Source organism: Undibacterium sp. MH2W (genome assembly GCF_049340215.1).
Lineage (GTDB): Bacteria > Pseudomonadota > Gammaproteobacteria > Burkholderiales > Burkholderiaceae_D > Undibacterium.
This window is the reverse complement of record NZ_JBMPPA010000005.1, coordinates 237,786-261,691: the sequence shown is the minus strand read 5'-3', so window position 1 is coordinate 261,691 and position 23,906 is coordinate 237,786. Positions and strand designations below refer to the sequence as shown.

At 50.0% G+C, this 23,906-nt stretch carries 26 protein-coding genes; 16 read left to right on the top strand and 10 right to left on the bottom strand.

Annotated features, from left to right (window positions below; translation table 11 throughout):
- Positions 1 to 50: 50 nt before the first annotated feature.
- From ACO0K2_RS14115 to ACO0K2_RS14085, 7 genes are read right to left on the bottom strand one after another with little or no spacing between them, the layout of a single operon-like run.
- Complete coding sequence (locus tag ACO0K2_RS14115; protein ID WP_423019869.1) at positions 51 to 485, bottom strand: nuclear transport factor 2 family protein; 435 nt, start codon at positions 483 to 485, stop codon at positions 51 to 53.
- A 9-nt stretch (positions 486 to 494) separates the two neighbouring features.
- Positions 495 to 1,262 (bottom strand): SDR family NAD(P)-dependent oxidoreductase, encoded by a 768-nt coding sequence (locus ACO0K2_RS14110; RefSeq protein WP_423019867.1) that lies wholly within the window; start codon positions 1,260 to 1,262, stop codon positions 495 to 497.
- Positions 1,262 to 1,816 carry a DUF3833 domain-containing protein gene (locus ACO0K2_RS14105; protein WP_423019865.1) on the bottom strand — a complete coding sequence of 185 codons (555 nt, stop codon included), beginning with the start codon at positions 1,814 to 1,816 and terminating at the stop codon, positions 1,262 to 1,264. Before ACO0K2_RS14105 ends, ACO0K2_RS14110 begins: the two co-directional genes overlap by 1 nt.
- 34 nt (positions 1,817 to 1,850) lie before the next feature.
- The gene (locus ACO0K2_RS14100; protein WP_423019863.1) at positions 1,851 to 2,396 is read right to left on the bottom strand and encodes a chalcone isomerase family protein; all 546 of its coding nucleotides are present in this window, start codon (positions 2,394 to 2,396) and stop codon (positions 1,851 to 1,853) included.
- A 20-nt stretch (positions 2,397 to 2,416) separates the two neighbouring features.
- Positions 2,417 to 3,661 (bottom strand): class I SAM-dependent methyltransferase, encoded by a 1,245-nt coding sequence (locus tag ACO0K2_RS14095; RefSeq protein ID WP_423019861.1) that lies wholly within the window; start codon positions 3,659 to 3,661, stop codon positions 2,417 to 2,419.
- The gene (locus tag ACO0K2_RS14090) at positions 3,658 to 4,515 is read right to left on the bottom strand and encodes a DUF1365 domain-containing protein (RefSeq protein ID WP_423019859.1); all 858 of its coding nucleotides are present in this window, start codon (positions 4,513 to 4,515) and stop codon (positions 3,658 to 3,660) included. Before ACO0K2_RS14090 ends, ACO0K2_RS14095 begins: the two co-directional genes overlap by 4 nt.
- Positions 4,475 to 5,806 carry an NAD(P)/FAD-dependent oxidoreductase gene (locus ACO0K2_RS14085; RefSeq protein ID WP_423019857.1) on the bottom strand — a complete coding sequence of 444 codons (1,332 nt, stop codon included), beginning with the start codon at positions 5,804 to 5,806 and terminating at the stop codon, positions 4,475 to 4,477. Before ACO0K2_RS14085 ends, ACO0K2_RS14090 begins: the two co-directional genes overlap by 41 nt.
- Before the next feature lie 259 nt (positions 5,807 to 6,065).
- On the opposite strand from ACO0K2_RS14085, the gene ACO0K2_RS14080 reads away from it, so the two are divergent.
- On the top strand, positions 6,066 to 6,692 hold the full coding sequence (locus ACO0K2_RS14080; RefSeq protein WP_423019855.1) for a TetR/AcrR family transcriptional regulator: 627 nt from the start codon (positions 6,066 to 6,068) through the stop codon (positions 6,690 to 6,692).
- A 387-nt stretch (positions 6,693 to 7,079) separates the two neighbouring features.
- On the opposite strand, the gene ACO0K2_RS14075 is transcribed toward ACO0K2_RS14080, so the two are convergent.
- Positions 7,080 to 7,613, bottom strand: a complete 534-nt coding sequence (locus ACO0K2_RS14075) for a glutathione peroxidase (RefSeq protein ID WP_423020137.1) — start codon at positions 7,611 to 7,613, stop codon at positions 7,080 to 7,082.
- A gap of 191 nt (positions 7,614 to 7,804) precedes the next feature.
- Between ACO0K2_RS14075 and ACO0K2_RS14070 the strand changes: the two genes are divergently transcribed.
- The 14 genes from ACO0K2_RS14070 (at position 7,805) to rfaE2 (ending at position 20,644) form a co-directional block, all read left to right on the top strand.
- Entirely contained in the window at positions 7,805 to 8,842 is a 1,038-nt protein-coding gene (locus tag ACO0K2_RS14070) for a sulfate ABC transporter substrate-binding protein (protein ID WP_423019853.1), read from the top strand.
- Between the two features lie 62 nt (positions 8,843 to 8,904).
- Positions 8,905 to 9,495: an NADPH-dependent FMN reductase gene (ssuE, locus tag ACO0K2_RS14065; protein ID WP_423019851.1), complete on the top strand. Its 591-nt coding sequence runs from the start codon at positions 8,905 to 8,907 to the stop codon at positions 9,493 to 9,495.
- Positions 9,496 to 9,641: 146 nt separating this feature from the next.
- Positions 9,642 to 10,625 (top strand): sulfonate ABC transporter substrate-binding protein, encoded by a 984-nt coding sequence (locus ACO0K2_RS14060; protein WP_423019849.1) that lies wholly within the window; start codon positions 9,642 to 9,644, stop codon positions 10,623 to 10,625.
- Positions 10,626 to 10,635: 10 nt separating this feature from the next.
- Positions 10,636 to 11,787 (top strand): FMNH2-dependent alkanesulfonate monooxygenase, encoded by a 1,152-nt coding sequence (ssuD, locus tag ACO0K2_RS14055; RefSeq protein WP_423019847.1) that lies wholly within the window; start codon positions 10,636 to 10,638, stop codon positions 11,785 to 11,787.
- 39 nt (positions 11,788 to 11,826) lie between these two features.
- Entirely contained in the window at positions 11,827 to 12,741 is a 915-nt protein-coding gene (gene ssuC, locus ACO0K2_RS14050) for an aliphatic sulfonate ABC transporter permease SsuC (protein ID WP_423019845.1), read from the top strand.
- Positions 12,734 to 13,696 carry an ATP-binding cassette domain-containing protein gene (locus ACO0K2_RS14045; RefSeq protein WP_423019843.1) on the top strand — a complete coding sequence of 321 codons (963 nt, stop codon included), beginning with the start codon at positions 12,734 to 12,736 and terminating at the stop codon, positions 13,694 to 13,696. The genes ssuC and ACO0K2_RS14045 overlap by 8 nt, the downstream gene beginning before the upstream one ends.
- Before the next feature lie 108 nt (positions 13,697 to 13,804).
- Complete coding sequence (locus ACO0K2_RS14040; RefSeq protein ID WP_423019841.1) at positions 13,805 to 14,020, top strand: TOBE domain-containing protein; 216 nt, start codon at positions 13,805 to 13,807, stop codon at positions 14,018 to 14,020.
- Between the two features lie 50 nt (positions 14,021 to 14,070).
- Complete coding sequence (locus ACO0K2_RS14035; protein WP_423019839.1) at positions 14,071 to 14,922, top strand: EAL domain-containing protein; 852 nt, start codon at positions 14,071 to 14,073, stop codon at positions 14,920 to 14,922.
- A gap of 267 nt (positions 14,923 to 15,189) precedes the next feature.
- Positions 15,190 to 16,053 (top strand): sulfate ABC transporter permease subunit CysT, encoded by an 864-nt coding sequence (gene cysT / locus ACO0K2_RS14030; protein ID WP_423019836.1) that lies wholly within the window; start codon positions 15,190 to 15,192, stop codon positions 16,051 to 16,053.
- Entirely contained in the window at positions 16,053 to 16,952 is a 900-nt protein-coding gene (gene cysW, locus ACO0K2_RS14025) for a sulfate ABC transporter permease subunit CysW (RefSeq protein WP_423019834.1), read from the top strand. Before cysT ends, cysW begins: the two co-directional genes overlap by 1 nt.
- An 18-nt stretch (positions 16,953 to 16,970) precedes the next feature.
- Positions 16,971 to 18,038 (top strand): sulfate/molybdate ABC transporter ATP-binding protein, encoded by a 1,068-nt coding sequence (locus tag ACO0K2_RS14020; protein ID WP_423019832.1) that lies wholly within the window; start codon positions 16,971 to 16,973, stop codon positions 18,036 to 18,038.
- An 81-nt stretch (positions 18,039 to 18,119) separates the two neighbouring features.
- Positions 18,120 to 19,052, top strand: a complete 933-nt coding sequence (locus ACO0K2_RS14015) for a CysB family HTH-type transcriptional regulator (RefSeq protein WP_423019830.1) — start codon at positions 18,120 to 18,122, stop codon at positions 19,050 to 19,052.
- Between the two features lie 172 nt (positions 19,053 to 19,224).
- Positions 19,225 to 20,070: a ferritin-like domain-containing protein gene (locus ACO0K2_RS14010; protein ID WP_423019829.1), complete on the top strand. Its 846-nt coding sequence runs from the start codon at positions 19,225 to 19,227 to the stop codon at positions 20,068 to 20,070.
- Positions 20,071 to 20,164: 94 nt separating this feature from the next.
- Positions 20,165 to 20,644 carry a D-glycero-beta-D-manno-heptose 1-phosphate adenylyltransferase gene (rfaE2, locus tag ACO0K2_RS14005; RefSeq protein ID WP_423019827.1) on the top strand — a complete coding sequence of 160 codons (480 nt, stop codon included), beginning with the start codon at positions 20,165 to 20,167 and terminating at the stop codon, positions 20,642 to 20,644.
- 934 nt (positions 20,645 to 21,578) lie between these two features.
- Here rfaE2 and trmL read toward each other — a convergent pair.
- A complete protein-coding gene (gene trmL / locus ACO0K2_RS14000; protein ID WP_423019825.1) occupies positions 21,579 to 22,049 on the bottom strand; it encodes a tRNA (uridine(34)/cytosine(34)/5-carboxymethylaminomethyluridine(34)-2'-O)-methyltransferase TrmL in 471 nt (156 codons plus the stop codon).
- 12 nt (positions 22,050 to 22,061) lie between these two features.
- Entirely contained in the window at positions 22,062 to 22,805 is a 744-nt protein-coding gene (locus tag ACO0K2_RS13995; RefSeq protein ID WP_423019823.1) for a ComF family protein, read from the bottom strand.
- Between the two features lie 129 nt (positions 22,806 to 22,934).
- On the opposite strand from ACO0K2_RS13995, the gene ACO0K2_RS13990 reads away from it, so the two are divergent.
- Positions 22,935 to 23,852 carry a methyltransferase domain-containing protein gene (locus tag ACO0K2_RS13990; protein ID WP_423019821.1) on the top strand — a complete coding sequence of 306 codons (918 nt, stop codon included), beginning with the start codon at positions 22,935 to 22,937 and terminating at the stop codon, positions 23,850 to 23,852.
- Positions 23,853 to 23,906: the final 54 nt, after the last annotated feature.

Genomic DNA, 23,906 nt, shown 5'->3' with positions numbered 1-23,906 from the left:
TGTGACGGAGGGGCTTGGGTTTGCCGCCCCTCTCGTCGTACTGAAGTGGATTATTTATTTGCTACTCGCTTCAACCATCGCATCAAACCGCCAAGCACCGGCAACTTTTCGTATAACTCTTCTGCCGCATCCCAATAATCTCGGTGCATGTGGACCTTGCCATCGGGTGCAAAACGAATATGCGTTGCACCGCGAATGCATTGCTCCTCGGGTTTGAATTTTTTCATGTAAAAATAAAAATCCCAACACAAAAATGCCGCGTCGTCTTGGAGTACGGTCGACGTGATTTTGAAACGGGGCTGTTCTACCTGAACAAACATGTGCTCAAAAATACGCGTCACTGCCTCAAGGCCGCGTACTTCGTTAAATGGATCTTTGAAGTAAGCATCCAAGGTATAAATCCGCGACAAATCCTTCGCTTGTTTTGGCGTTAGCGTTTCAAAAAACTGTACCACTTGTTGTAAGCTGGCTTGGTGATCCATCATTAGGTTTCCTCATAGACCGGTGACTTTATGCACCAGATAAAAATAAGCGCGGTAGGGAAGTAATCGCGCTAACCGTAACCAATTGGTAAAACGCTTTGGAAAGTGAATATGAAAGTCACCCTTCTCCAGCCCATCCACCAGAGCAGCGGCGGCGTCGTGGGCGGTCATTAACGCGGGCATCTCAAAATCATTTTTCTCTGTCAGTGGTGTCGCGACAAAGCCTGGGTTGATCAGATAGACCGCGACATGATGGGGGCGTAAATCCATATACAGTGATTCACATAAATTGATGATCGCGGCTTTGCTTGGACCATAGACCAGTGCCTTGGGTAAGCCCGATAATCCCGCCACCGAGCCAACGATCCCAATACCGCCATGGCCTTGCTGTAAAAACGTTGGCAAAACGACGTCAAGGCAATGATAAACGCCACGAATATTGATGTCTAATAGTTGGTTTGCCGCCGCCATATCAAAACTATCGGCACGCATTTCGTTATACGTCCCCGCAACGATCAACACTAAATCGATCCCTTGCCAACGTTGGAGAAGGCGTGCATGGGCAGCTTGCAAGCTTGCGAGGTCGGTGATGTCGACAGGTTCGATGATGGCTTGTGGGTAGCCTTTTGCCGTTTCTTGCAGACCCAGTAATTGCCGCGCAGATAAAGCGACTTCCGCACCGTAGCTAAGAAGGCGTTTTGCCGTTTCAGCACCAATGCCCGTCGAAGCGCCGATGACCCAGACGCGTCGTTGTTTCCAATCGTTGATGGGCGGGTTCATTACGGACGGCCTTCACGCTTGGTAAAGGACAAGGTCACGCTACCAAGTTCGACGCCGAATTTACGCATGATGGCGCGATTGAGCATGACTTTGTTATCCATGAGTACCATCGTGTCATCAAAATCCACGTGGTAGATACTGCCGTCCACGGGCAAGGCCAACACATAATTCCAATGCAGGGTGTTGCCTGAAACGATCCCTTCGGCATTGCCGATGACGTCCGCAGCAGTACCGATGAAGCGATTTTTACCCGTTTGTTTCAACGTCCAGACGCGGCGTTGTTTGGTGCCGTCCGCATAGTCAAAGGCTTCATCGAGTGTTCCTGTGTCACCTTCCCATTGGCATTGCATGACTACCGTAAAGCGTTTGACGATTTTTCCTGAACGGTCCTGAAACATGCCCCATGCATCAACGGTACCGTTGAAATAGGTCCTTAAATCTAATGCAGGTTTTTCTTGCCGATAGATGGCCGGATCGAAATTGCTGGCACACGACGTCAGCAGCAACAGCAGGCTGAGTACTGCTAAGCAGCGCAGGGTGAATGAGGATTTCATGATACGTCCTTATGAGTGCGGAAATTCAGTGGGATCAGTGGGATGGCGGAGTGAGGCCGAGTAACTTTTTTCTTAACTCTGGTGCGGAAGTTTGTGGATCAAGCCAGATGGCAAAAAAGGCGCGCGCAAATTCCGCATCGCGAATCTCTCCCAATAACTTTCCATCCACATAAAATTTTGCCCCTTCACTAGGGACATACATCCCAGTGATGTGCGTGCCTTCTTTTACATCCGGAAACAAGCTTGTCATCTGACGCAGCCATTGCTGGCGCTGTGCAGTGCTCCCCTGATGTAACTTTTCCATTTCCTGTGCGCTCGCATCGGCGATCCGGTGTCCGACTAAATTTCTGGCATACCGCAGATCTAAGGCGATCTTTTGCTTTTGCCAGTCGGTCAAAGGCTCTGGCCCTGTCCATAAACTCGCATCGTAAATACTGAGACCAAACCACCGATACGTACCGCTTCCTTTGAGTCCAGCTTGGGGCAACTCAGAAGCAATGTGGGGTGGCGCAGCGACGGGCGCATCCGCAAAAGCGATTGGCAGACCTGCGCAACATAGCCATAACGCGCAAGCCGACATCAGTGACCTGCGGCGGGGAATCATTTTTTGACCAACGTAAATTGCGCTACATCGATATTGCCTGCACGGAATCCCGCTTCGCAATACGCCAGATAAAATTCCCAGGTTCGGATAAATTCATCATCAAACCCTTGGGCTTTCACTTCTGCGATTTTCTCCATAAAGGTTTTACGCCACTCTAATAAAGTCCGCGCGTAGTCAAGACCAAACGTAAAGGTATCGATCACTTCTAAACCGTGGTCGTTCGCGAGCTTTTGAAAAATCTCGATAGACGGCAACATCCCACCCGGGAAAATATATTGCTGGATAAAATCCGTACCCTTGCGGTAGCGTTCAAATAACTCATCCGCAATCACAATACTTTGTACACAGGCACGTCCACCTTGTTTCAAATTACGTTGCAAACACGAGAAGTAGCCTGGCCAGTACTCTTCGCCAACGGCCTCAAACATTTCAATCGAGGCGATCGCATCATAGTCGCCATGGGCATCACGGTAATCTTGAATCTGTAAGTTGCTACGATTACGTAAACCAGCCCGTTGAAGACGTTCATGGGCAAAGTGCAACTGTTCTGTGGAGAGCGTCAGGCCCGTCACGTGCGCATTGGCGTCTCTTGTCGCCATTTCTGCAAAGCCACCCCAACCACAGCCGATTTCTAACACTTTTGCATTCGGTGGAAGCGCCAACTGGTCCAGAATTCGGCGGTATTTCGTTTGTTGCGCATCATGCAGATTGTCGACCTGATCGCCCGAGAAGAGCGCGCTGGAGTAGGTCATCGAAGGATCGAGCCACAAGCGATAAAAGTCATTGCCGATATCGTAATGCGCGTGAATATTTTTTTTGCTACCTGCTTTTGAATTGCGGTTAAGGAAGTGCTTAATCCGATAGAGCAAATTACCCCACCATGTGCCATAAATCACGGATTCAAGATGACCGCGATTGCGGGTAATCAGTTCGATGAGCCCCGCTAAATGATTGCTAGTCCAATGACCAGCGATATAGCTTTCAGCAAAACCAATATCTCCGGATTTGAGAACAGCGCGGTAGATTTGCCAGTTTTTCAGATTCAGGCTGACATGCCGATTGCCGTCATCCGCACGACCAAAGTGGGCGATCTGTCCGTCTGGAAATTGGATGGTCAATGAGCCGTGTTCAAGCTTGTTGAGCAAGCTGACTACAAAGCGCGCCTCAGCAGGAAAATGGGCCATATCTAAATGGTTTTCATGAATCGTCGTCGATGTGACAGTGGGGTGTATTGTGCTCATCGGCTCACCTCTTTGGCTGGTGGAAGTGGTTTGGAAAAGAATGGAACGCGTTTGATAAAGAGTCGTAGTGCCTGTACATGGATTTTGACCACGACCCCTAAGGTCATCAGCGGATAACGGAATATCAAAGACACGATATTTTTGTCGGTTAGCGGTACTTCGGTGCCAATGATACTGGTCAGTAGCAGAGGGCCAGCAGCATCGTCATAGTCGATTCTTGCGACATGGTGTGGTCTTGTCGAACCGTCACTTGCACGCATTTTTTCAGAGAAGCGAAAACGGTATCCCCCTTCGACGGGACAAAACGGCGACACATGAAAGATTTTTTTTGCTCGCAACTCTTCGCCATTGGTCATGGTTTGGCCGTGTTCTAGCAAGTACATGTGCTTTTCACCAAACGTATTGCAGACCTCGCACACGATGGCGCGTAAGCTGCCATCCATACGGTGGCAAAACCAGAATGAAACAGGGTTAAAGACATAACCAAATACACGCGGGAAACACTGAAGCCAGATGTCGCCTTTGGCATCGTGGATGCCTTCGTTCTCCAATAGCTGATCAATCCAGTCACTCAAGGGTTGCTGGCCATCGCCGTGGTCTTTGTCAAAAAAGGACAATAAGTTAAAGCGGTTATGAGAAAACCAGCGGCTCTGTGTGAGCGCTGCTGAGGTAGCCATGGCACGCACAGATACACGTAAAAAATAGACGCCGTATCGAAACGCATTTTTCGCTGGGCGAAGACGTGTATGCGCGACTTCACCAATGCACAATCGCACAGGCGCGGTTTCAGCAGTGGACAAGGGAGAAATCATCTCAGGCGGCTTTGCTTTCAGCAGGGTGATAATCGGTTGCATCGCGGGCAGTGATTGCTGTTGCCACGTTCAAACCTGATTTCAAACCATCTTCATGGAATCCATAATTTGTCCATGCACCAGCAAACCACACCCCGCGTTTGCCTTGGATCGTGGGCAATTGTTGCTGCGCACGAACCGCCGCTTTATCAAACACTGGATGCGCGTAGTCATAACTATCAATGATCTGATCTGCCCGAGGTTCCTCAATGGGATTGAGCGTCACGATCACTGGTGTCTTAAATGGTAATGGCTGTAACTGGTTGAGCAGATAATGCACACAAACGCGGCTTTCATCGCCCGTCTTACTTTGGTAATTCCAAGCGGACCACGTTTTTTTATTGTCAGGTAAGAAGCGACTATCCGTATGCAGAACAGCGCGATTCGGCTGGTATTTCACCGCAGACAGAATTTGCTTTTCAAGTTCATTGGCATCGGTCAGCAGTTTTACACTTTGATCACTGTGCGTCGCCATCACGACATCATTGAATTCTTGCAAGCCATTGGCAGAGTGGACCACCATTTTTCCAGCTGGGTTGGCGTAGACCGCTTTGACAGGAGTATGCAAATAGCGATGGGCAATGTGGGGAAGCATTTTCTCGACATAATGCTTGGCACCACCACGCACGGTGTACCACTGCGGGCGATCCGTGACTTGCAGAAGACCGTGGTTATGGCAGAAATTCACAAACGACGCCACGGGAAACGCCATCATCGTCGCGGTAGGGCATGACCAAATGCATGCGGCCATCGGCAACAGATACCAATGGCGGAATTCTTGGCTGTAATGGTGTTGGTCTAAGAAGGTACCGAGCGGCGTTTGGAATTCTTGTTGATCTTTGCTCAGGGCGAGTGCCGTGGTTTGCTTATTGAAACGCAGTATGTCGCGCAGCATACGCAAAAATCCTGGACTGAGCAGATTACGTTTTTGCGCGAACACCGTACTCAGATCTGCACCACCCCACTCCAGTGTTCGACGACCGAGCGGCATTTTGACGGAGAAGGACATATCCGTTGCTGCAGTGTCGATCTCAAGCTCTGCGAATAAACGCACCAAATTCGGGTAAGTTTTGTGGTTGAACACCAGAAAACCCGTGTCGACGCCATAAGTATGCCCCTCAAGTGACACGTCCACTGTATGCGTATGACCACCAAAGTAATCATTGGCTTCAAATAAGCTGACTTCGTAGCCTGCTTTACTCAGCTCATAAGCACATGAAAGTCCGGAAATACCGGAGCCAATCACCGCGATGTTGGTCATAAGGCTGTCTCGCTTTTTATCAAATGAAGTCATGGACATTGCTGGTATGGCAACGTCATCGTAAACCAATAACACGTCATGCGTTGTTTTCATCAGCAACTTTGTCTCATTACCATCAATTGACATGGCAAGAGACCCTGCGTTGTGGTGAAACGACATGCATTTGCTGCACACGAATTGAATTAAGTCGGCGAAGATTTACCGCATGGGATAAAATATGACCGTTAATTTCATTTCGTGACTCATCAGTCACAAAATATACTACAAAGTCTTCTTTTGTGCAGAAAAAATAATGAAAATAAAAATTCCCTTTAAAAAACAACAGTTTGACGCACGTGAAGAAGCCATCATCGACGCGGTGAATCGTCTTTTATCTGAAAAAGGCTATGACCTGATGACGATGGATGATGTCGCGGATGCCGTTGGGATTGCCAAAGGCAGTCTGTACAAACACTTTTCATCCAAAGAACGCCTCGCCGCTGCTGCCCTGACGCGCTTGCTCAAAGCGACCTTAGAAGAATTGGAAAAATTGCCAGAAACTCAGTCGGCAATTGAAAAAATCAAACACATTCTGGCGTGGTCGTTACGTTTACGTTTGCAAGGTGGTGTTCCTCATTTGCCCTCAACGAGCCTGACATTGCAACGTAGTTTGATGCTCAATCTTGATTACGTGATGGTGGCACTGAAGGTCCATAAGCGCTTTCACGCCATGGTCGCCGCAGCACGTGAACAGGGCGCGTTGACCCCATTGGTACCCGATGACGTCTTGGTATATACCCTGTACTCACGCGCCTGCGACCCGACGATGGAGTTTTTGTTGCGGGATAAAAAGTTAACACATGAGCAGATCGTCGATGCCATGGTGCACGCGACGATTGGTGGATTTTTATCCGAAAACGCGCGGGGAAGTGCACTTTAATCTGGTTGTAGGACGGCACTGGGGGTGGTCTTACCCGCCCTCGCACAGCATCGTTCTCGCCCACCTCGCCGTCACACCCACCCCACCGTCACACCCACCTCGCCGTCATTCCAGTACCCGCCGTTGCTCCCGCCCCCCCGTCGCTCCCGCGCAGGCGGGAGCCCAGTGGTGCGTGAGCACCTTATCGACGTATGAGAACCTATTACCGATGAAAAGCGCTGCCGCGCACTGGATACTCCGCCTGCGCGGAGTATGACGATAGTAAAAGTGTGGATTGCTCGCGCGGAGTATGACGATAGTGAAACTGTGGCTCACCTGCGCGGAGTATGACGAGACTACTGAGTCACTCATCAACGCGCAGGACAACAAGACCGTTCAATCATCTGCTTATTGCGCGAGCGCCTTTTCGATGTCGGCTACTAGTTTTTTGTCATCCGGTGTAGTGATGCTCGAATACGCCTGAACAACGTTTCCTTTACGGTCAATCAGATACTTGTAGAAATTCCATTTCGGTGTTGTCCCCGTCGCTTTGATTAACTCGGCGTGTAAAGGATTGACCTGGTCACCCTTCACGGACGATTTCGCAAACATCGGGAATTTCACGCCATAGGTGTTGTAGCAGAAGTCGGCGATTTCTTTGCTGGAGCCTGGCTCTTGTTTACCAAAATCGTTGGAGGGGAAACCCAAGACCACTAAGCCTTTGTCCGCGTATTTCGCGTACATTTTTTCTAGGCCTTCGTATTGGTTGGTAAAGCCACAATAACTGGCCGTGTTGACGACCAGTGCCACTTTTCCTTTGTATTGACACAAATCTTGTGGGCTGTCGTCCTGCAGGCGGTTGAAGGTGTGATGCAGAATGGCGGGACATGCTTCCGGTGTATCGGCAAATGCGCTGCCGGAAAAACCTGCGAGTAACGCCATACTAATGATGAGTTTGCTGTACATGTCGGACTCCTAATAATGAGAATGCAATAGTAGCCGAGACCAGAAAAGTCTGCTGATGACGCTCTTTATATGAAATTTGAATATGAATCCACGAAAAACTTCGTTTTCAAATATAAAGCAGCGCTTTATTCTGCAACCCAGATTGAATTACTCACATGGGATATCCAATGCAGATTACAAGAAAACAATCAACTCGCTTCACTCGTTTGCTGAGCACTCTCGTACTTGGCGTTTCCACACTGTTACCAGTCGCGGCACATAGTGCCGATATCACGCTGCTTAACGTCTCTTATGACCCGACGCGTGAGTTATTTTTGGATGTGAACCAAGCCTTTGCCAAACAATGGCAGGCAAAGACTGGCGACAAAGTCACTATCAAGCAATCCCATGGTGGTTCGGGTAAACAGGCTCGCTCTGTGATCGATGGTCTTGACGCGGACGTGGTCACGTTGGCGCTGGCGTATGACGTGGATGCGATTGCTGAACGAGGTTTGTTAGCCAAGAATTGGCAACAACGGTTGCCGCATCATGCAACACCTTACACGTCAACGATCGTCTTTTTGGTACGCAAAGGAAATCCCAAAGGCATTAAAGATTGGCCAGACCTGATCAAACCAGGTGTGTCGGTGATTACTGCCAATCCAAAAACTTCCGGTGGTGCACGTTGGTCGTATTTGGCAGCGTGGGGCTATGCGCAAAAGGCACCAGGCGGTACACCGGCAACTGCTAAAGAGTATGTATCTAAGCTGTTTAAAAACGTCCCAGTATTAGACTCGGGTGCGCGTGGTGCAACAGTCACCTTTACGGAACGTGGTATCGGCGATGTCTTGTTGTCGTGGGAAAACGAGGCTCATTTAGCATTGAAAGAATTTGGTGCTGATAAATATGAAATCATCACGCCATCGATCAGTGTGTTAGCGGAACCTCCAGTTTCTGTGGTTGATAAAGTAGTCGACAAACACGGCACACGTAAGGTTGCAGAGGCCTATCTGAACTTCCTTTACACCGATGCAGCACAAGACATTATCGGCGCTAACTTCTATCGTCCAAGCGACGAACGTGCAGCGAAAAAATTTGCGAGCACTTTCCCCGCGATTAAATTGTTCAATGTCGATGATACGTTTGGTGGTTGGACCAAAGCGCAAAAAGATCATTTTGCCGATGGTGGGATTTTTGATCAGATTTACCTGAATGGAAAAAAATAAAGCGGCTACCGCGTCGGTGCCTTACTGCCCTGGCGCGGTCCGTTTTTTTGAAAGAATAACGTATGTCTATCCTTCTTCTCTCTGGTAGTCCTTCGACGCCATCGCGTTCTGGTCGTTTGCTTCATCATATCGGTGAACGGCTCAATGAGCGTGGCGAACGCACGGTGAGTATCCATGTCCGCGATCTGCCCGCACAAGCCTTGATGCACGCTGATTTTAGTGATCCCGAACTGCAGGCCGCGCAACAACTCATTAAGCAAGCGGACGCGATTGTCATTGCTACACCGATCTACAAGGCTGCCTACAGCGGCTTGCTGAAAACCTTCTTGGATGTGTTGCCGCAAGAAGGGTTGGCGGGAAAGATTGTGTTGCCGTTAGCAGTAGGGGGTGGTCAGTCGCACATGCTGGCATTGGATTACGGTCTCCGCCCGATCTTGCAAGCACTCGGTGCACACCATGTTCTGCAAAGTATTTACGCGACAGAGGCGCAGGTCGTTTGGAATGAGACGACAGGTCTGCAGATTGCTTCAGAGATTGAAAAGCGGGTTGCACAAGGTGTTGATACATTGCTTGATAGTTTGCAATGCCACTATGCACAACAGGGGCGAATCGCTCAAGAAGAGTCGAGCCGCGTTGAACCGCTGACGGTGTAAGCGAGCCTAGCGCCGTTCATCCACAGAAAAAATATCGTCACTCACCTGAGAGAGAATGCACTTAAGTGATGCAGGGGGCAGTATCGTCTTCGCCTTTTTCATGTGAGCCAACAGTACAAACAATTTCATCCGAGAAGGATAGCGAAATGACCGATCACCAAGAAAAACGTCGCCACACCATTGCCTTGCTGTCCGCGATGGTGGCGGCTGGTTTGACCAGCGTGAGCACCTCGGGCTTGGCTCAAAATAAGCCAACGAGCACGCTTCGTATTGGTTATCAAAAATACGGTCCGTTGACGATTCTCAAGGGAACAGGAGCGCTGGAAAAACGGTTAGCCACCTTGGGTGTCGATGTGAAATGGACGGAATTTACTGCGGGGCCACAATTGCTGGAAGGGCTTAATGTTGGCAGTATTGATTTTGGCACGACCGGTGAAGCCCCGCCGATTTTTGCGCAGGCAGCGGGAGCGGATTTGGTGTATGTCGCCAATGAGCCAGCAGCGCCGGGTGGAGAGGCGATTGTCGTACCAAAGAATTCATCGATTAAATCGGTTGCTGAGCTCAAAGGAAAAAAAGTCGTCCTTAATAAAGGATCGAATGTTCACTATCTCCTGGTGAAGGCCTTAGAAAAAGCGGGTGTTGCTTACCGCGATATTGAAACGATTTTCCTACCACCGGCGGATGCCCGTGCGGCATTTGAACGCGGCAGCGTCGATGCGTGGGCGATTTGGGACCCATTCTTAGCCGCAGCAGAAAAGCAACTTGGTGCACGCATTCTGTCCGATGGCAAAGGCATCGTGAGTAACCATCAGTTCTATTTAGCCTCCCGTCCTTACGCCCAAAAGCGTCCAGATGTACTCAAAGCCTTACTTGATGAGCTCGCGAGGGCAGATGCTTGGATACTGCAAAACGTCAAAGAAACATCGACGATTTTCTCTGCGCAGACAGGGTTACCAGCGGATGTGGTCGAGTTATCCAATGGACGCTTCAGCTTTCACGTTCAGCCGATCACAGAACAAGTTATTCGAGAGCAGCAAAGTATTGCGGACACTTTCGCTGACCTGAAATTAATTCCCAAAAAGATCCAAATAAAAGACGCTGTCATTGATATCAAATTCAGCAATAAATAAGGAGCACATCATGAGTCTCAATATTTTTTGGTTTATCCCTACCCATGGCGATAGCCGCTATTTAGGAACAACGCAAGGCGCACGCGATATCAATTACGATTATTTGCGTCAAATCGCTGTAGCGGCCGATACCCAAGGTTACGATGGGGTATTACTGCCAACAGGTCGCTCTTGCGAAGACGCGTGGGTTGTTGCATCTAGCCTCATGAGTGCCACACGCAAACTGAAATTTTTAGTGGCCTTGCGACCTGGCCTGACGACACCTGGACTGGCTGTGCGGATGGCCTCCACCTTTGATCGCTTGTCCAACGGACGCTTACTCATCAACATCGTTACCGGTGGCGATCAGGGTGAGCTTGAAGCGGACGGACTGTGGGCTGATCACGCAAAGCGCTATGAGATTACCGATGAATTTTTACGTATTTGGCGCGCATCGTTAGCCGGAGAGGGTGGTGATGCTGGCTATGATTTCCAAGGGAAACACCTGAATGTCAAAGGGGCGAAAACACTGTATCCCCCCGTGCAGACGCCCCATCCTCCGTTGTATTTCGGTGGCTCATCGGAGCCTGCGCATGAACTCGCTGCTGAGCAAGTGGATGTGTACCTGACTTGGGGCGAACCACCTGCTGCCGTCGCCGAAAAAATCGCCGACATGCGCGCACGTGCTGCAAAGCATGGACGCACGCTGCGCTTTGGTATCCGCTTGCATGTGATTGTGCGTGAAACCAATGAAGAAGCGTGGGCAGCAGCGAATGATTTAATTCGTTATGTTGACGATGACGTGATCGCTCGTGCACAAAAAGCGTTTGCGAAAATGGATTCCGTTGGGCAGCAACGGATGGTTGCTTTGCACGGTGGCAAGCGCGACAAATTAGAGGTCTCTCCGAATCTCTGGGCAGGTGTTGGTTTGGTGCGTGGTGGTGCGGGTACTGCCTTGGTGGGTGATCCGGAAACAGTCGCTGCACGGATCAAGGAATATGCGGATCTGGGTATCGACACCTTTATTTTCTCCGGCTATCCGCATCTTGAAGAGTCGTATCGGTTTGCAGAATTGGTATTCCCATTGATCGGTAAAGCTTTACCACGCGTGACGAGTTCTGTGACGGGACCGTTCGGTGAAATCATGGCCAATGGTATTGCACCCAAAGTGTCACAAAGCTAAATGCAAGGTACACAGGAAGCGTCAAGAGGAGTCACAGAAGTGGGACCATTTATTACAGAAGTCAGCGAGGTCGCAGCGGATCCGAGTGTTGCGGAACGTGTCTCAGTCAATGATCGTCCCTCATCGGTCATTGGCGATGACGTCGCGGCCATCTTGAGCAACTTGAGCCGGTTACTACAGCACGTCACACCTTGGTTGTTACCGTGGGCGGTACCATTTTTTCTGATCATTGGTTGGCAACTGGCTGCGCAGTTTGGTTATTTATCGAGCCGGATTTTGCCAGAGCCACTTGCGGTAGTGAAAGCGTTTTGGAGCCTCACGGTATCGGGCGAAATTTTTATTCATGTCAAAACTAGTTTGTGGCGCGCTGTCTCGGGATTCTTGGTTGGGGGTGGTTTAGGGTTAGCACTCGGTTTGTTGACTGGAACGTTTAAGACGGCCGAGACATTAATCGATACGACACTACAAATGGTCCGTAATATTCCAGCGCTGGCTCTTTTACCCTTGGTCATTTTATGGTTTGGGATCGATGAAACGGCCAAATTGTTTTTGGTATCCGTGGGTGTATTTTTTCCTGTGTATCTGAACACATTTCACGGGATTCGGTCAGTCGATAAGGGCTTAATCGAAATGGCTCGTAGCTATGGGCTCTCTGGTTGGGGCTTATACCGCGATGTGATTTTGCCTGGTGCCTTACCGTCGATCTTAGTAGGCGTGCGGTTTGCATTGGGATTGGTGTGGGTGTTGTTGATTGTCGCGGAAACGATCTCTGCGCAAGCAGGTATCGGTTATATGACCATGAATGCCCGAGAGTTTTTACAAACGGATGTCGTATTGGTGGGTATTTTGTTATATGCCTTGTTGGGTAAATTAGCGGATAGTCTGTCGCGAGCGATTGAATATCGTACATTGCGCTGGCATCCGGGTTATCAAAGGAAACATCGTCATGGCTGATCTACTGGCATATTCCTCATCGACCGTTGCGCGGATTGCTGCCTTACGTCAGGAACTGGATGACGATCATGAATTGACCGTCAATGGTCGTTTAACGGTGACGTCAGATCGCCCAACCGGTACCACCATTGATTTGCGTCGGGTACAAAAATCGTATGCTGACCGTCAGGTATTGAAGTCGCTTGATCTCCATATCGCACCGGGCGAATTTGTTGCTGTCATTGGACGGAGTGGCTGCGGTAAAAGCACTTTATTACGTTTGTTGGCGGGCTTAGAACGCGCTGATGCAGGGACCTTACAACTCGGTCACGATCAATCTACTGTCTCGTCACCAAGCATTGAAGATAGCGGGACACGTGTGATGTTTCAGGATGCGCGTCTGCTGCCATGGAAAACGGTACTAGATAACGTTCGGCTCGGCTTATCTGGTGATGGTGATCATACAAAAAAAATCGCACAAGCCGCGTTAGCGAAAGTCGATTTGGCAGACCGTGCTTCTGAATGGCCATCCATCTTATCCGGTGGTCAGCGGCAACGCGTGGCCTTGGCGCGTGCCTTGATTCATCAACCGTCGTTGTTATTGTTAGATGAGCCGTTAGGGGCCTTAGATGCGCTCACTCGTATTGAGATGCAGACGCTCATTGAGCAATTATGGCAAGAGCAAGGATTTACTGCCTTATTGGTGACGCATGATGTTCAGGAGGCGATCGCGTTGGCAGACCGTGTCATTTTGATCGAGGAGGGTAAGGTCAGCCTTGATCTGAAAGTGAATCTGCCACGACCTCGCGCCCGCGGTGATGCGCACTTTGCAGAGTTGGAAGATCACATATTAAAACGTGTTTTACGTCGTCCATCTGCTGATGATGGCGATGGTGGCGATGGCCTTGGCGAGGCGGAAGAGGCCTTAGCATCGTCGGGGTTAGCAACCTTTAATCCATTGGCGTGGGCGGTGTAGAGACTAGCGCTTTTTATTTTTCTATTTTTGTTGCTTTATGTATTTTGCGCTGGTCGTTGATCTGTCATTGGACAACGACACAGCATCTCACTCAAAAGAAAGTTCATCATGACAATTCAAGCTATTAATGTTCGTAACCAATTTCGCGGCAAAATCAAAGCGATTATCGAAGGATCTGTCGTGTCTGAGGTCGACGTAGAGACGCCCGCCGGTATCGTGACGTCGGTGATCACGACTCGGTCGATCAGAGATCTCAATCTGGTGATTGGTACGGAAGTCGTTGCCTTAGTCAAAGCGACGGAAGTGTCGATCGCTAAGCTGTAAAGACAAGCGGGGATTGACGTCAGACAGTAGAACCCACGAGGATAAAGACGATGCAACACGTGACTTTACAACATTATCTGAGCCGCTTGCAGGGCGCATTGGCCAGCAGTAACTTATGGCTGGATGATCAAGGAAGGGCCCGCGGGCGCTACTTTAATGCAAGTCTGACCAGTGCATTTCAGGCCATCCGTGCTGGTGATGATTTACGTGTTGTGGCTTTTGAAGGCTATGCGCGTAGCTATGATCCAAACGATCAAGGACTCAATATCTGGCGACTGCTCGACTATGTCGCCAACGATGAAGAATCCGTTGAGCTTGATCGCTTATGCCGCTTACTGCATACGATTAACTTTTATCGCCAACAAACTGTGGGTGAGTTGGATTTGTTTTTAAGCGTGCATAGTCGTCTATTAGCGGCTGTTGAAGGGAATCACGGAGCGGCCTTTCGTCGGATTCTGGATGTCCTTGAGCTGCCTCACCAGCAGATTGTCTTGCAGTTACCGCAAATAACACCCAGCCAACGTTGGGTGTTAGCCCATGTTGCTGAGAATTATCGCCGAAATGGTTTTCGTATTGGCGTCAATGCGGCCACGGTGGAGCAGGGAAGTGATTTACTGGCGCGGGTCCGACCCGATTCCTTGAAAGTGGACGTCAGTACTGCGCATCATCCAGCTGCACAACTGGCCTTATTAGAACAGGCTGATCGCAGCCAATGTCAGGTGATTTTCCGAAAAATCGAAACAGATCGCCAATGGACGCACCTACAACAAGCGCTGAACACCGTGCATCCGTATTTTGTGCAGGGTTTCTTATTTGATCAACCTAGAGCAACATTGATCGCCGATGCTGACGCCACATCGCCACCAGAAACGGCCATTGCGCTGGACCGTTTGTGCGTCTAATGCGGTTCGTTATGCGTTAAACGTCTAAAGACATAACAAAAAATTCGTTTTTCATATATCTAAAACCTGCCAATATGTCCGTTCTTTAGTTGATTTCGTAATTAGGACAAAGAAGAAATCCTCCCGGCAAGGTAGCCAACGACAAAGGCACAGCGGATCGCTGTCGCTGTGTGCGAAGCGTTGTTGGTCTGGCATTTGACCCATCCACACACGCTGCCACGATGCTACCGGGATGGCTTTCGGGCTGTCCTCTCTTGAAGGCTAGACATGGCATTGGCTGTAACGACCTCATCACCTGTATCGACCCGCAAGCGAGTGATCCCTGGCTTTCACTTGTCGCTGGGCTTTACCTTGTTTTATCTCGGACTGATCGTGCTTATTCCGCTGTCAGCCGTGTTCCTGAAAACGTTCACGATGACGTGGCAGGCATTTTGGGACACGATCAGCTCTGACCGCGTTGTTGCCTCCTATCGGCTGACTTTTGGTGCGTCGTTTTTGGCGGCGTTAATCAATGTTTTGTTTGGTGGGATTGTCTCTTGGGTGCTTGTTCGCTACGAATTTCCAGGCAAGCGATTTATTGATGCGATGGTCGATTTGCCCTTTGCTTTACCGACGGCTGTCGCTGGTATCACCTTAGCCACGCTGTATGCGCCAAATGGCTGGATAGGGCATTTGTTGGCTCCCTTGGGCATCAAGGTGGCGTTCACGCCGTTGGGTGTTCTTGTTGCCTTAACGTTTATCGGTTTGCCTTTTGTGGTCCGTACCGTACAACCTGTCTTAGAAGAAGCAGAAAAAGAACTCGAAGAAGCCGCTCTGAGCTTGGGCGCAAGCCACTGGCAAACCTTTGTGCGTGTGACGTTGCCGACGATTTTACCTGCCCTCATGACAGGCTTTGCGCTGGCCTTCGCTCGCGCTACTGGCGAATACGGTTCGGTCATTTTCATTGCCGGCAATATGCCGATGATTTCGGAAATCACGCCGCTGTTCATGATTACTAAATTGGAACAATACGACTATGCCGGTGCAACGGCGATTGCGGTAGTGATGTTGATGTTGTCATTTAGTTTGTTATTGACGATCAATGCGTTGCAAGCGTGGATGCGTCGTCGTCAATCATCAGGGAGTGTGTAATGAGTGCTATTTCAGTACAACCAACGACAGTAGGTCGTCGCATTGAGCCACCACTGAGCCTGGCGGCGACAACCGAACCACGTTGGATCCGCTATACCCTGATGTTGATCGCTTTCGGCTTTCTGACCTTATTTTTATTTGTGCCATTAGTGGCCGTGTTTACAGAAGCGTTTAAAAAGGGATGGCAGGTCTATCTCGAATCCGTGACTGATCCGGATGCTTTATCGGCGATCCGTCTCACCCTGATCGCTGCGGGTATTTCTGTTCCGCTGAATCTGGTGTTTGGTGTCGCTGCCGCATGGACGATCGCCAAATTTGAGTTCAGAGGCAAAAGTGTATTGCTGACATTGATTGATTTGCCATTCTCTGTGTCACCGGTGATTTCAGGTTTGATTTACGTTTTGCTGTTTGGTGCGCAAGGATGGTTTGGTGAGTGGTTGCGTGATCACGATATCAAGATTTTGTTCGCCGTGCCGGGCATTGTGTTGGCGACGATTTTTGTGACGTTTCCTTTTGTTGCGCGCGAGTTGATTCCTTTGATGCAGTCACAAGGCAGTGAGGAAGAAGAAGCCGCCTTGGTGTTGGGTGCGTCGGGCTGGCAGACTTTCTGGCATGTGACATTGCCCAACATTAAATGGGGTTTGTTGTATGGCGTGATTTTGTGTAATGCACGTGCAATGGGTGAGTTTGGTGCCGTTTCTGTGGTATCGGGACACATCCGTGGTGAGACCAACACCATGCCTTTGCAAGTTGAGATTTTGTATAACGAATATAACTTTGCCGCTGCATTTGCAGTCGCTTCTTTGTTGACTTTATTGGCTTTACTGACGCTTGCTTTGAAGGCACTCGTTGAATGGCGTACCAATGAAAGTCAGACCCCACTGGATCAGGTTCATTAAGCATTTGCCGGAGAAATGATGAGTATCGCTGTTAAACAATTACAAAAGCGTTTTGGCCAATTCACGGCACTGGATAACGTATCGTTAGAGTTTCCAGATGGTGAGCTGACTGCCCTGCTAGGACCTTCAGGCTGCGGCAAGACCACCCTGCTGCGCATTATCGCTGGTCTTGAATACGCTGATCAGGGACAGATTTTGCTCGACGGTCAGGATGCGTCTCAGCAGCATGTGCGTGAGCGTCAGGTGGGCTTTGTGTTTCAACATTACGCCTTGTTTAAACACATGACGATCTTTGAAAACATTGCCTTTGGCTTACGTGTGAAACCACGCGGCCAACGTCCGAGCGAAGCAGAGATCAAAGAAAAAGTCACCAAGTTACTTGAGCTGGTTCAACTAGACTGGTTGGCTGATCGCTATCCGCCACAGTTGTCGGGTGGTCAGCGTCAGCGTATTGCATTGGCACGCGCTTTGGCGGTAGAGCCACGCGTTTTACTGCTTGATGAGCCTTTTGGTGCGCTGGATGCGAAGGTGCGTAAAGAACTGCGCCGCTGGTTGCGCCGCTTGCATGATGATCTGCATGTCACGAGTATTTTTGTGACGCATGATCAAGAAGAGGCGCTTGAGGTTGCCGATAAAATCGTCCTGATGAACCATGGCAAAGTGGAACAAGTCGGAGCACCTGCTGAGGTTTATCAGCATCCCGCAACACCTTTCGTGTATGGCTTTCTGGGTAATGTGAACTTGTTCCGTGGTCGCGTTCATGAAGGTGTGTTAGACGCCGATGGCGTGGCCTTAGCGTCGCCTGCACATGCAGAAACACGAGATGCTTTTGGTACAGCTTATGTGCGGCCACATGAGTTTGAGGTAGATCGCTATTCGCCGGGTGCGGAAGGGTTGATTGCCCAACTGCGTCGTATCCATAGTATCGGCCCGTTGGCGCAATTAGAGCTTGAGCGTGAAGATAACGGGGATGTTCTGGAGGTCATGATTTCGAGTGAGCGTTATCAATATTTAAAACTGAAGGTCGGCGAAGTATTGGTGGTAAAACCGAAACGCTTACACGTATTCGTTGATACGCCGCAATAACCACAAAACAAAAGTACAAAAGCTGGTTACACATTACCGAGCAATTATTCATCGACAGACGCACAGAAGCGAGAGTTCATTATGAATTTCCAACAATTACGTTCTATCCGCGAAGCCTCACGTCGTGGCTTTAATTTGACCGAAGTCGCCAACGTTCTTTTTACTTCGCAGCCGGGTGTAAGCCGCCAGATTCGCGAATTGGAAGAAGAACTAGGCGTTGATATTTTTGAGCGCAATGGCAAACGTCTCACAGGCTTGACGGAGCCGGGCAAAGGTATTTTGCCTATCGTCGAACGGTTATTGCTGGAAGCAGAAAATTTGCAGCAAGCAGGTAACGAATATTCGGACCAGACCAAAGGCACACTGACGATTGCCACTACCCATACTCAGGCACGCTACGTGTTGCCGAAAGTGGTTCAGCAATTTCGCCAAGCATTTCCGGATGTACGTATTGCCTTACAACAGAGTTCTCCTGATCACATCGCTGAATGGGTCATGTCTGGTAAAGCGGATATTGGCATTGCCACTGAAGGCTTGTCACAATTTAAGGATTTGGTGTCGTTTGCATGCTATCAATGGAATCACGTTCTCGTGGTCCCAGAGCATCATCCGCTATTGAAGAAAGAGAATGTCTCATTAGAAGATATTTCGAATTATCCACTGATCACGTATGACGTTGGTTTCACCGGACGAGGTCATATTGATGCCGCATTTCAGGAAGCGGGACTACGTACGGACATCGTCCTGACCGCCATGGATTCTGATGTGATTCAGCAATATGTGGCACTGGATCTGGGTGTTGGTATTGTGGCATCGATGGCGATTGAGGCTAACCGCAATAACAACTTGCGTACGATTGCCGTGGATCATTTGTTCACGCCAAACGTGACGCGTCTGGCCGTCCGTCGTGGCGCGTACTTGCGGACATACACTTATGATTTTATCCGTCAGTTTGCGCCTGGTGTCAGCAAAGAAGAGATCATTGCTGCTGTCAGCGAAACTGACCAGACGTAAATTTTGACATTGCGGCAAGTTTGCTACTTGCCGCTTTTTCTTCCTTTCTCTCCCTCCGCCACGCTGTGGTTTTTCCATCTGCTGGTGTTTGGGGCCTGTCGTGCAGCTGTCATGTGTCTCTGTTAGAATTTTACGCGGATATTCTTCCCTGTTTATTCTTTCGAGGCTAATCATGCTTTATCCAGAATTGTTCAAATCCCTAGAGCAAGTACGTTGGAATATGGACACCGATATTCCTTGGGACCAATACGACGCCTCGAAACTCACACCAGAACAGGCGCAGACCATCAAAATGAATGCCATTACCGAATGGTCCGCTCTGCCTGCCACAGAAATGTTCTTGCGCGACAACCGTGACGATAGTGATTTTTCTGCATTTATGTCGATCTGGTTCTTCGAAGAGCAAAAGCATTCTCTGGTTCTGATGGAGTATTTGCGTCGTTTTCATCCTGAACTGGTACCGACGGAAGCCGAGCTCGACAACGTGCGCTTTGAATTCGATCCCGCTCCGCGCCTTGAGACGCTGATGCTGCATTTCTGTGGTGAAATTCGGCTGAATCATTGGTACCGTTGTGCGTCGGAATGGCACACCGAGCCAGTTATCAAGCATATTTACAAAATCATTAGCCAAGATGAAGCACGACACGGCGGTGCTTACCTCCGCTACATGAAAAAATCATTGGCAGAAGTGGGCGATGTGGCCCGCGCAGCATTTGCCAAGATTGGTGTATTGATGGCATCTGCCAGAAGGACTGAAAAGCCCTTACATCCTACCAATCTGCATGTGAATCAGGCGCTATTCCCCCAGGATACGATTCAAAGCCGGTTGCCAGATCCAGATTGGTTGGAACGCTGGTTGGATGGACAAATCAAATTTGATGGCGTGTGGGAAAAGAAAGTGGTCGACCGCATTCTGCACAACATGTCGCTGTTATTCGAACGTAGTTTCGAAACGGTGCAAGATCTCAACCGCTACCGCAAAGAGATTGCACAACGACTTGTCCCAACCCCAGTTTAAGCCGCAACCAACAAGCTCGCTGGTACAATAGCCGCTACGCCTCGCCGCCGTAGCGGCTTTTTCATTTTTATCGATCGTTTAACGTTCCTATCCCATGCCTGCATTTGAACAAAAAATCACTAGCCGCGAAGAACTCGTTGCGCGTATTGCTGCTTTACCAAAACCAGTGGTGTTGACCAATGGAGTCTTTGATATTTTGCACCGCGGTCACGTCACTTACCTCGCACAAGCCCGCGCGATCGGTGCCTCGTTGGTCGTCGCAGTCAACACCGACGCGTCCGTCAAACGTCTCGGCAAGGGAGACGATCGTCCGATCAATCTTTGCGAAGACCGCTTGGCCGTGTTAGCAGCACTCGAATCGGTGAGCCTTGTTGTGCCCTTTGATGAAGACACAGCGTTGGAAGTCGTTCAGCAAGCACGACCTGATATTTACGTGAAAGGTGGTGACTACCAGATGGACGCGATTCCGGAAGGACAAGCCGTATTGGCCTACGGCGGACAGGTACACGCAATCGCTTTTGAACACGAGCGTTCGACAACGCGGTTGCTCCAGAAAGTACGGGGCGTTAGTTAATACGCTGTCCCGGCGTCGTTTCGTATCGTTCTTTGATTTCTTGTTGGTTGATGACGGGCAGCAAGCGCGTTCGCGCAATGGATACTCCGCTTTCGCTGAGTATGACGAAAAAAAGAGATAGGCACGAGAGGATTGGCGTAAACCCCACGTTCTCTATCCCGTCGCTCTCGCGAAGGCGGGAGCCCAGTGGCGCGTAAGCGCCATTTTTGTTGGTCGCTTGTTGATTACTGGGGGAAAGCGCGTTCGCGCACTGGATACTCCGCTTTCGCGGAGTATGACGAAAAAAAAGAGACGGGCGTATGACGAGAAAAAAGGGCGGGAGTATGACGGAACAAATGTCGAGAGTATGACGAAGGAAAAAAGAGATGGGATTGTGCGGAAGATGACGAGGGGAATGGGGTAAAACTCATGCCTTCCATCCCGTCGCTCTCGCGAAGGCGGGAGCCCAGTGGCGCGTAAGCGCCATTTTTGTTGGACGATTGTTGATCACCGGGGGAAAGCGCGTTCGCGCACTGGATACTCCGCCTGCGCGGAGTATGACGAAAAAAAAGAGACGGGAGTATGACGAGAGAAAAGGATTGCAGTGCGGCGAGAAAAAAGGGCGGGAGTATGACGGAACAAATGTCGAGAGTATGACGAGGGAAAAAAGAGATGGGATTGTGCGGAAGATGACGAGGAGAATGGAGTAAAGCCCCATGCCTTCTATCCCGTCGCTCCCGCGAAGGCGGGAGCCCAGTGGCGCGTAAGCGCCATTTTTGTTGGTCGCTTGTTGATTACTGGGGGAAAGCGCGTTCGCGCACTGGATACTCCGCTTTCGCGGAGTATGACGAAAAAAAAGAGACGGGCGTATGACGAGAAAAAGGGATGGTAGTGCTTGGACTTCAAACCTCAAACCTCAAACCCTCGCACTACGCAACACCCGTAAATCCTCGCACTACGCACCACCCGCAAATCCATTTTGGCGCCATGCTTCGTACACAACGACAGCGACGGTATTGGATAAATTGAGGCTTCGGTTGTCAGGGCGCATCGGTAAGCGGATGCGTTGTGCTTCTGGAAAGCTATTGCGTAATTCGGGGGCGAGACCGCGTGTTTCGGCGCCGAAAACGAAATAGTCTCCCGGTTTGAACTCAGCTTTAGCGAATACGCCTGAACCATGGGTGGTCAGCGCGAACATGCGGGTTGGATCCGGTTGTTCTTGGGCAAGAAACGCTTCCCAGTTTTTATGCACTTTCATCGTCGCATAATCATGATAATCAAGACCGGCACGCTTCATTTTGCTGTCATCCAATGGAAACCCCAATGGTTCGATCAGGTGTAACTGTACGCCAGTGTTTGCACATAAACGGATGATGTTGCCCGTATTTGGCGGGATTTCTGGCTCAACTAAGACGACGTGAAACAAGGTAGTTCCTTACTAAAAATGGGGTGGGGTGCGGGCAAACACATAGTTTGTCACTTTGGCGGCACCGAAACGTTTGAGCATTGTAGCGATTTCGTGCAGGGTCATGCCAGTGGTCATTACATCGTCCACAACAGCGACATGGGCATCTTTGATCTCGTGAAGCCATTTTTCATCCAGCATAAAGGCATTTTTGACATTATCAATGCGCGCATCTGGCTTGAGTGTACTTTGTTGGGTCGTTTCACGCAGGCGATGTAATGCGTCGACGGCGAAAGGGACACCGAGATGTTGCGCCAAGGGCCGTGCAATTTCTGTTGCCTGATTGAAACCACGCTCGCGTAATCGACCTTGTCCCAAAGGGACTGCGCACAGTAAATCCGGTAAACGATGACGATCGTGACGCAAAATGGCATCACGTAACATCGACGCAAACAACGGCGCAAGGGCTAATTGATGACCAAATTTTAATGCTAAGACGAGTTGATCGCGTGGGGCTCCATAGTCACAGGCAGCAATACTGGCGTCGAATGCGGGCGGGTGTTGAAGGCAATGACCGCAGAGAGTACTGTCTTCATTCGCTGAGAGCGGAATGGCGCATTGCTGGCAGCGTACGCTAACGGAAGTAAAATAAGTGTGACGGCAGTCGCTACAGACCATGGCGTCTTGTTGCGCATGGCACAACGCACATGCGCATGGCATCAGTGTGTGCCACGTGGCAGTGAGTGTTTTTTTGATAATGGTAGATAGGTCGTGCATAAAATCGGGTCAGATGCGGTCAATTTCCACAAAAAAGCTCGTATTTAAGCATTAGAAATCACAAACGTGTAAACTCCCGCCTCAATACGCTTACTCTCATCAACACCAAGGTTCGTTCGCTTCTATCCTATGCTTAGTGCTCCTATCGATCTTCAACTGGTTCGTCAGCTGTTTTCTCGCCCTGAAAAAATCGCACCGTCCGATTTTTTGCGTCGTGAAATTGCGGGGCGCATGCGCGAAAAGCTCGAACTTGTCAAAATCACGCCATTGAGCATCATCGATGCGGGTTGCGGGGTTGGCGCGGATTTGTCTGAATTGCAGCGCAGTTACCCTGACGCGCATGTGATTGGACTCGATGGCGCTTTACTGATGCTGTCCGACATTCAACAGCAACAGCAAGCAGCGATGAGTGCGGTTGGGCGTTTGCTGGCTAAATGGACGCCTGCAGTGCTACGTGGCGACCAAGGAGCGTCGCTGCTCTGCGGTGACTTTGCCGGTATTCCGCTGGCGGCACAGAGCGTCGATCTCATCTGGTCTAACTTGGCATTGCATTGGCATCCGCAGCCTGATGTGATTTTTGCGGAATGGCGCCGTGTATTGAGAACCGATGGGTTGCTGATGTTTTCGTGCTTTGGTCCAGATACGCTGATTGAGTTGCGCCAAGCGTTTGCAGAGGTCGATGAGATGCCGCATACCTTGCCGTTTGTTGATATGCATGACTATGGCGATATGCTGGTGAATGCGGGTTTTTCTACGCCGGTGATGGACATGGAGAAGATCACCTTGACCTACCAAGACCCCCATCGGTTATTGGCAGAGGTCCGCGCGCTTGGCGGCAACCCGCTGGCGACTCGACGCCGTGGTCTCTTTGGTAAGAACCCCTACCGCCGCCTGCTTGCTGCCCTCGAGCGGCAGCGTGGTGCAGATGGTCGCATCAAACTGAGTTTTGAGGTGGTTTATGGTCATGCCTTCCGTCCCGTGAGTCGGAAAACGGCGGCAGGCGAATCGATTGTCCGGTTTGATCTGCCGAAAAAGGGAACGCCCTAATAAAGACAAGGGCATTCGTTGCCTGACGAACGCCCTACATTGACTTGCCCTCAG

What these genes read in the sequence shown, in the direction of transcription:
- ACO0K2_RS14115 (WP_423019869.1), bottom strand. Translation starts at nt 485, where the DNA reads ATGATGGATCACCAAGCCAGCTTACAACAAGTGGTACAGTTTTTTGAA.
- ACO0K2_RS14110 (WP_423019867.1), bottom strand. Translation starts at nt 1,262, where the DNA reads ATGAACCCGCCCATCAACGATTGGAAACAACGACGCGTCTGGGTCATC.
- ACO0K2_RS14105 (WP_423019865.1), bottom strand. Translation starts at nt 1,816, where the DNA reads ATGAAATCCTCATTCACCCTGCGCTGCTTAGCAGTACTCAGCCTGCTG.
- ACO0K2_RS14100 (WP_423019863.1), bottom strand. Translation starts at nt 2,396, where the DNA reads ATGTCGGCTTGCGCGTTATGGCTATGTTGCGCAGGTCTGCCAATCGCT.
- ACO0K2_RS14095 (WP_423019861.1), bottom strand. Translation starts at nt 3,661, where the DNA reads ATGAGCACAATACACCCCACTGTCACATCGACGACGATTCATGAAAAC.
- ACO0K2_RS14090 (WP_423019859.1), bottom strand. Translation starts at nt 4,515, where the DNA reads ATGCAACCGATTATCACCCTGCTGAAAGCAAAGCCGCCTGAGATGATT.
- ACO0K2_RS14085 (WP_423019857.1), bottom strand. Translation starts at nt 5,806, where the DNA reads ATGACTTCATTTGATAAAAAGCGAGACAGCCTTATGACCAACATCGCG.
- ACO0K2_RS14080 (WP_423019855.1), top strand. Translation starts at nt 6,066, where the DNA reads ATGAAAATAAAAATTCCCTTTAAAAAACAACAGTTTGACGCACGTGAA.
- ACO0K2_RS14075 (WP_423020137.1), bottom strand. Translation starts at nt 7,613, where the DNA reads ATGGCGTTACTCGCAGGTTTTTCCGGCAGCGCATTTGCCGATACACCG.
- ACO0K2_RS14070 (WP_423019853.1), top strand. Translation starts at nt 7,805, where the DNA reads ATGCAGATTACAAGAAAACAATCAACTCGCTTCACTCGTTTGCTGAGC.
- ssuE (WP_423019851.1), top strand. Translation starts at nt 8,905, where the DNA reads ATGTCTATCCTTCTTCTCTCTGGTAGTCCTTCGACGCCATCGCGTTCT.
- ACO0K2_RS14060 (WP_423019849.1), top strand. Translation starts at nt 9,642, where the DNA reads ATGACCGATCACCAAGAAAAACGTCGCCACACCATTGCCTTGCTGTCC.
- ssuD (WP_423019847.1), top strand. Translation starts at nt 10,636, where the DNA reads ATGAGTCTCAATATTTTTTGGTTTATCCCTACCCATGGCGATAGCCGC.
- ACO0K2_RS14045 (WP_423019843.1), top strand. Translation starts at nt 12,734, where the DNA reads ATGGCTGATCTACTGGCATATTCCTCATCGACCGTTGCGCGGATTGCT.
- ACO0K2_RS14040 (WP_423019841.1), top strand. Translation starts at nt 13,805, where the DNA reads ATGACAATTCAAGCTATTAATGTTCGTAACCAATTTCGCGGCAAAATC.
- ACO0K2_RS14035 (WP_423019839.1), top strand. Translation starts at nt 14,071, where the DNA reads ATGCAACACGTGACTTTACAACATTATCTGAGCCGCTTGCAGGGCGCA.
- cysT (WP_423019836.1), top strand. Translation starts at nt 15,190, where the DNA reads ATGGCATTGGCTGTAACGACCTCATCACCTGTATCGACCCGCAAGCGA.
- cysW (WP_423019834.1), top strand. Translation starts at nt 16,053, where the DNA reads ATGAGTGCTATTTCAGTACAACCAACGACAGTAGGTCGTCGCATTGAG.
- ACO0K2_RS14020 (WP_423019832.1), top strand. Translation starts at nt 16,971, where the DNA reads ATGAGTATCGCTGTTAAACAATTACAAAAGCGTTTTGGCCAATTCACG.
- ACO0K2_RS14015 (WP_423019830.1), top strand. Translation starts at nt 18,120, where the DNA reads ATGAATTTCCAACAATTACGTTCTATCCGCGAAGCCTCACGTCGTGGC.
- ACO0K2_RS14010 (WP_423019829.1), top strand. Translation starts at nt 19,225, where the DNA reads ATGCTTTATCCAGAATTGTTCAAATCCCTAGAGCAAGTACGTTGGAAT.
- rfaE2 (WP_423019827.1), top strand. Translation starts at nt 20,165, where the DNA reads ATGCCTGCATTTGAACAAAAAATCACTAGCCGCGAAGAACTCGTTGCG.
- ACO0K2_RS13995 (WP_423019823.1), bottom strand. Translation starts at nt 22,805, where the DNA reads ATGCACGACCTATCTACCATTATCAAAAAAACACTCACTGCCACGTGG.
- ACO0K2_RS13990 (WP_423019821.1), top strand. Translation starts at nt 22,935, where the DNA reads ATGCTTAGTGCTCCTATCGATCTTCAACTGGTTCGTCAGCTGTTTTCT.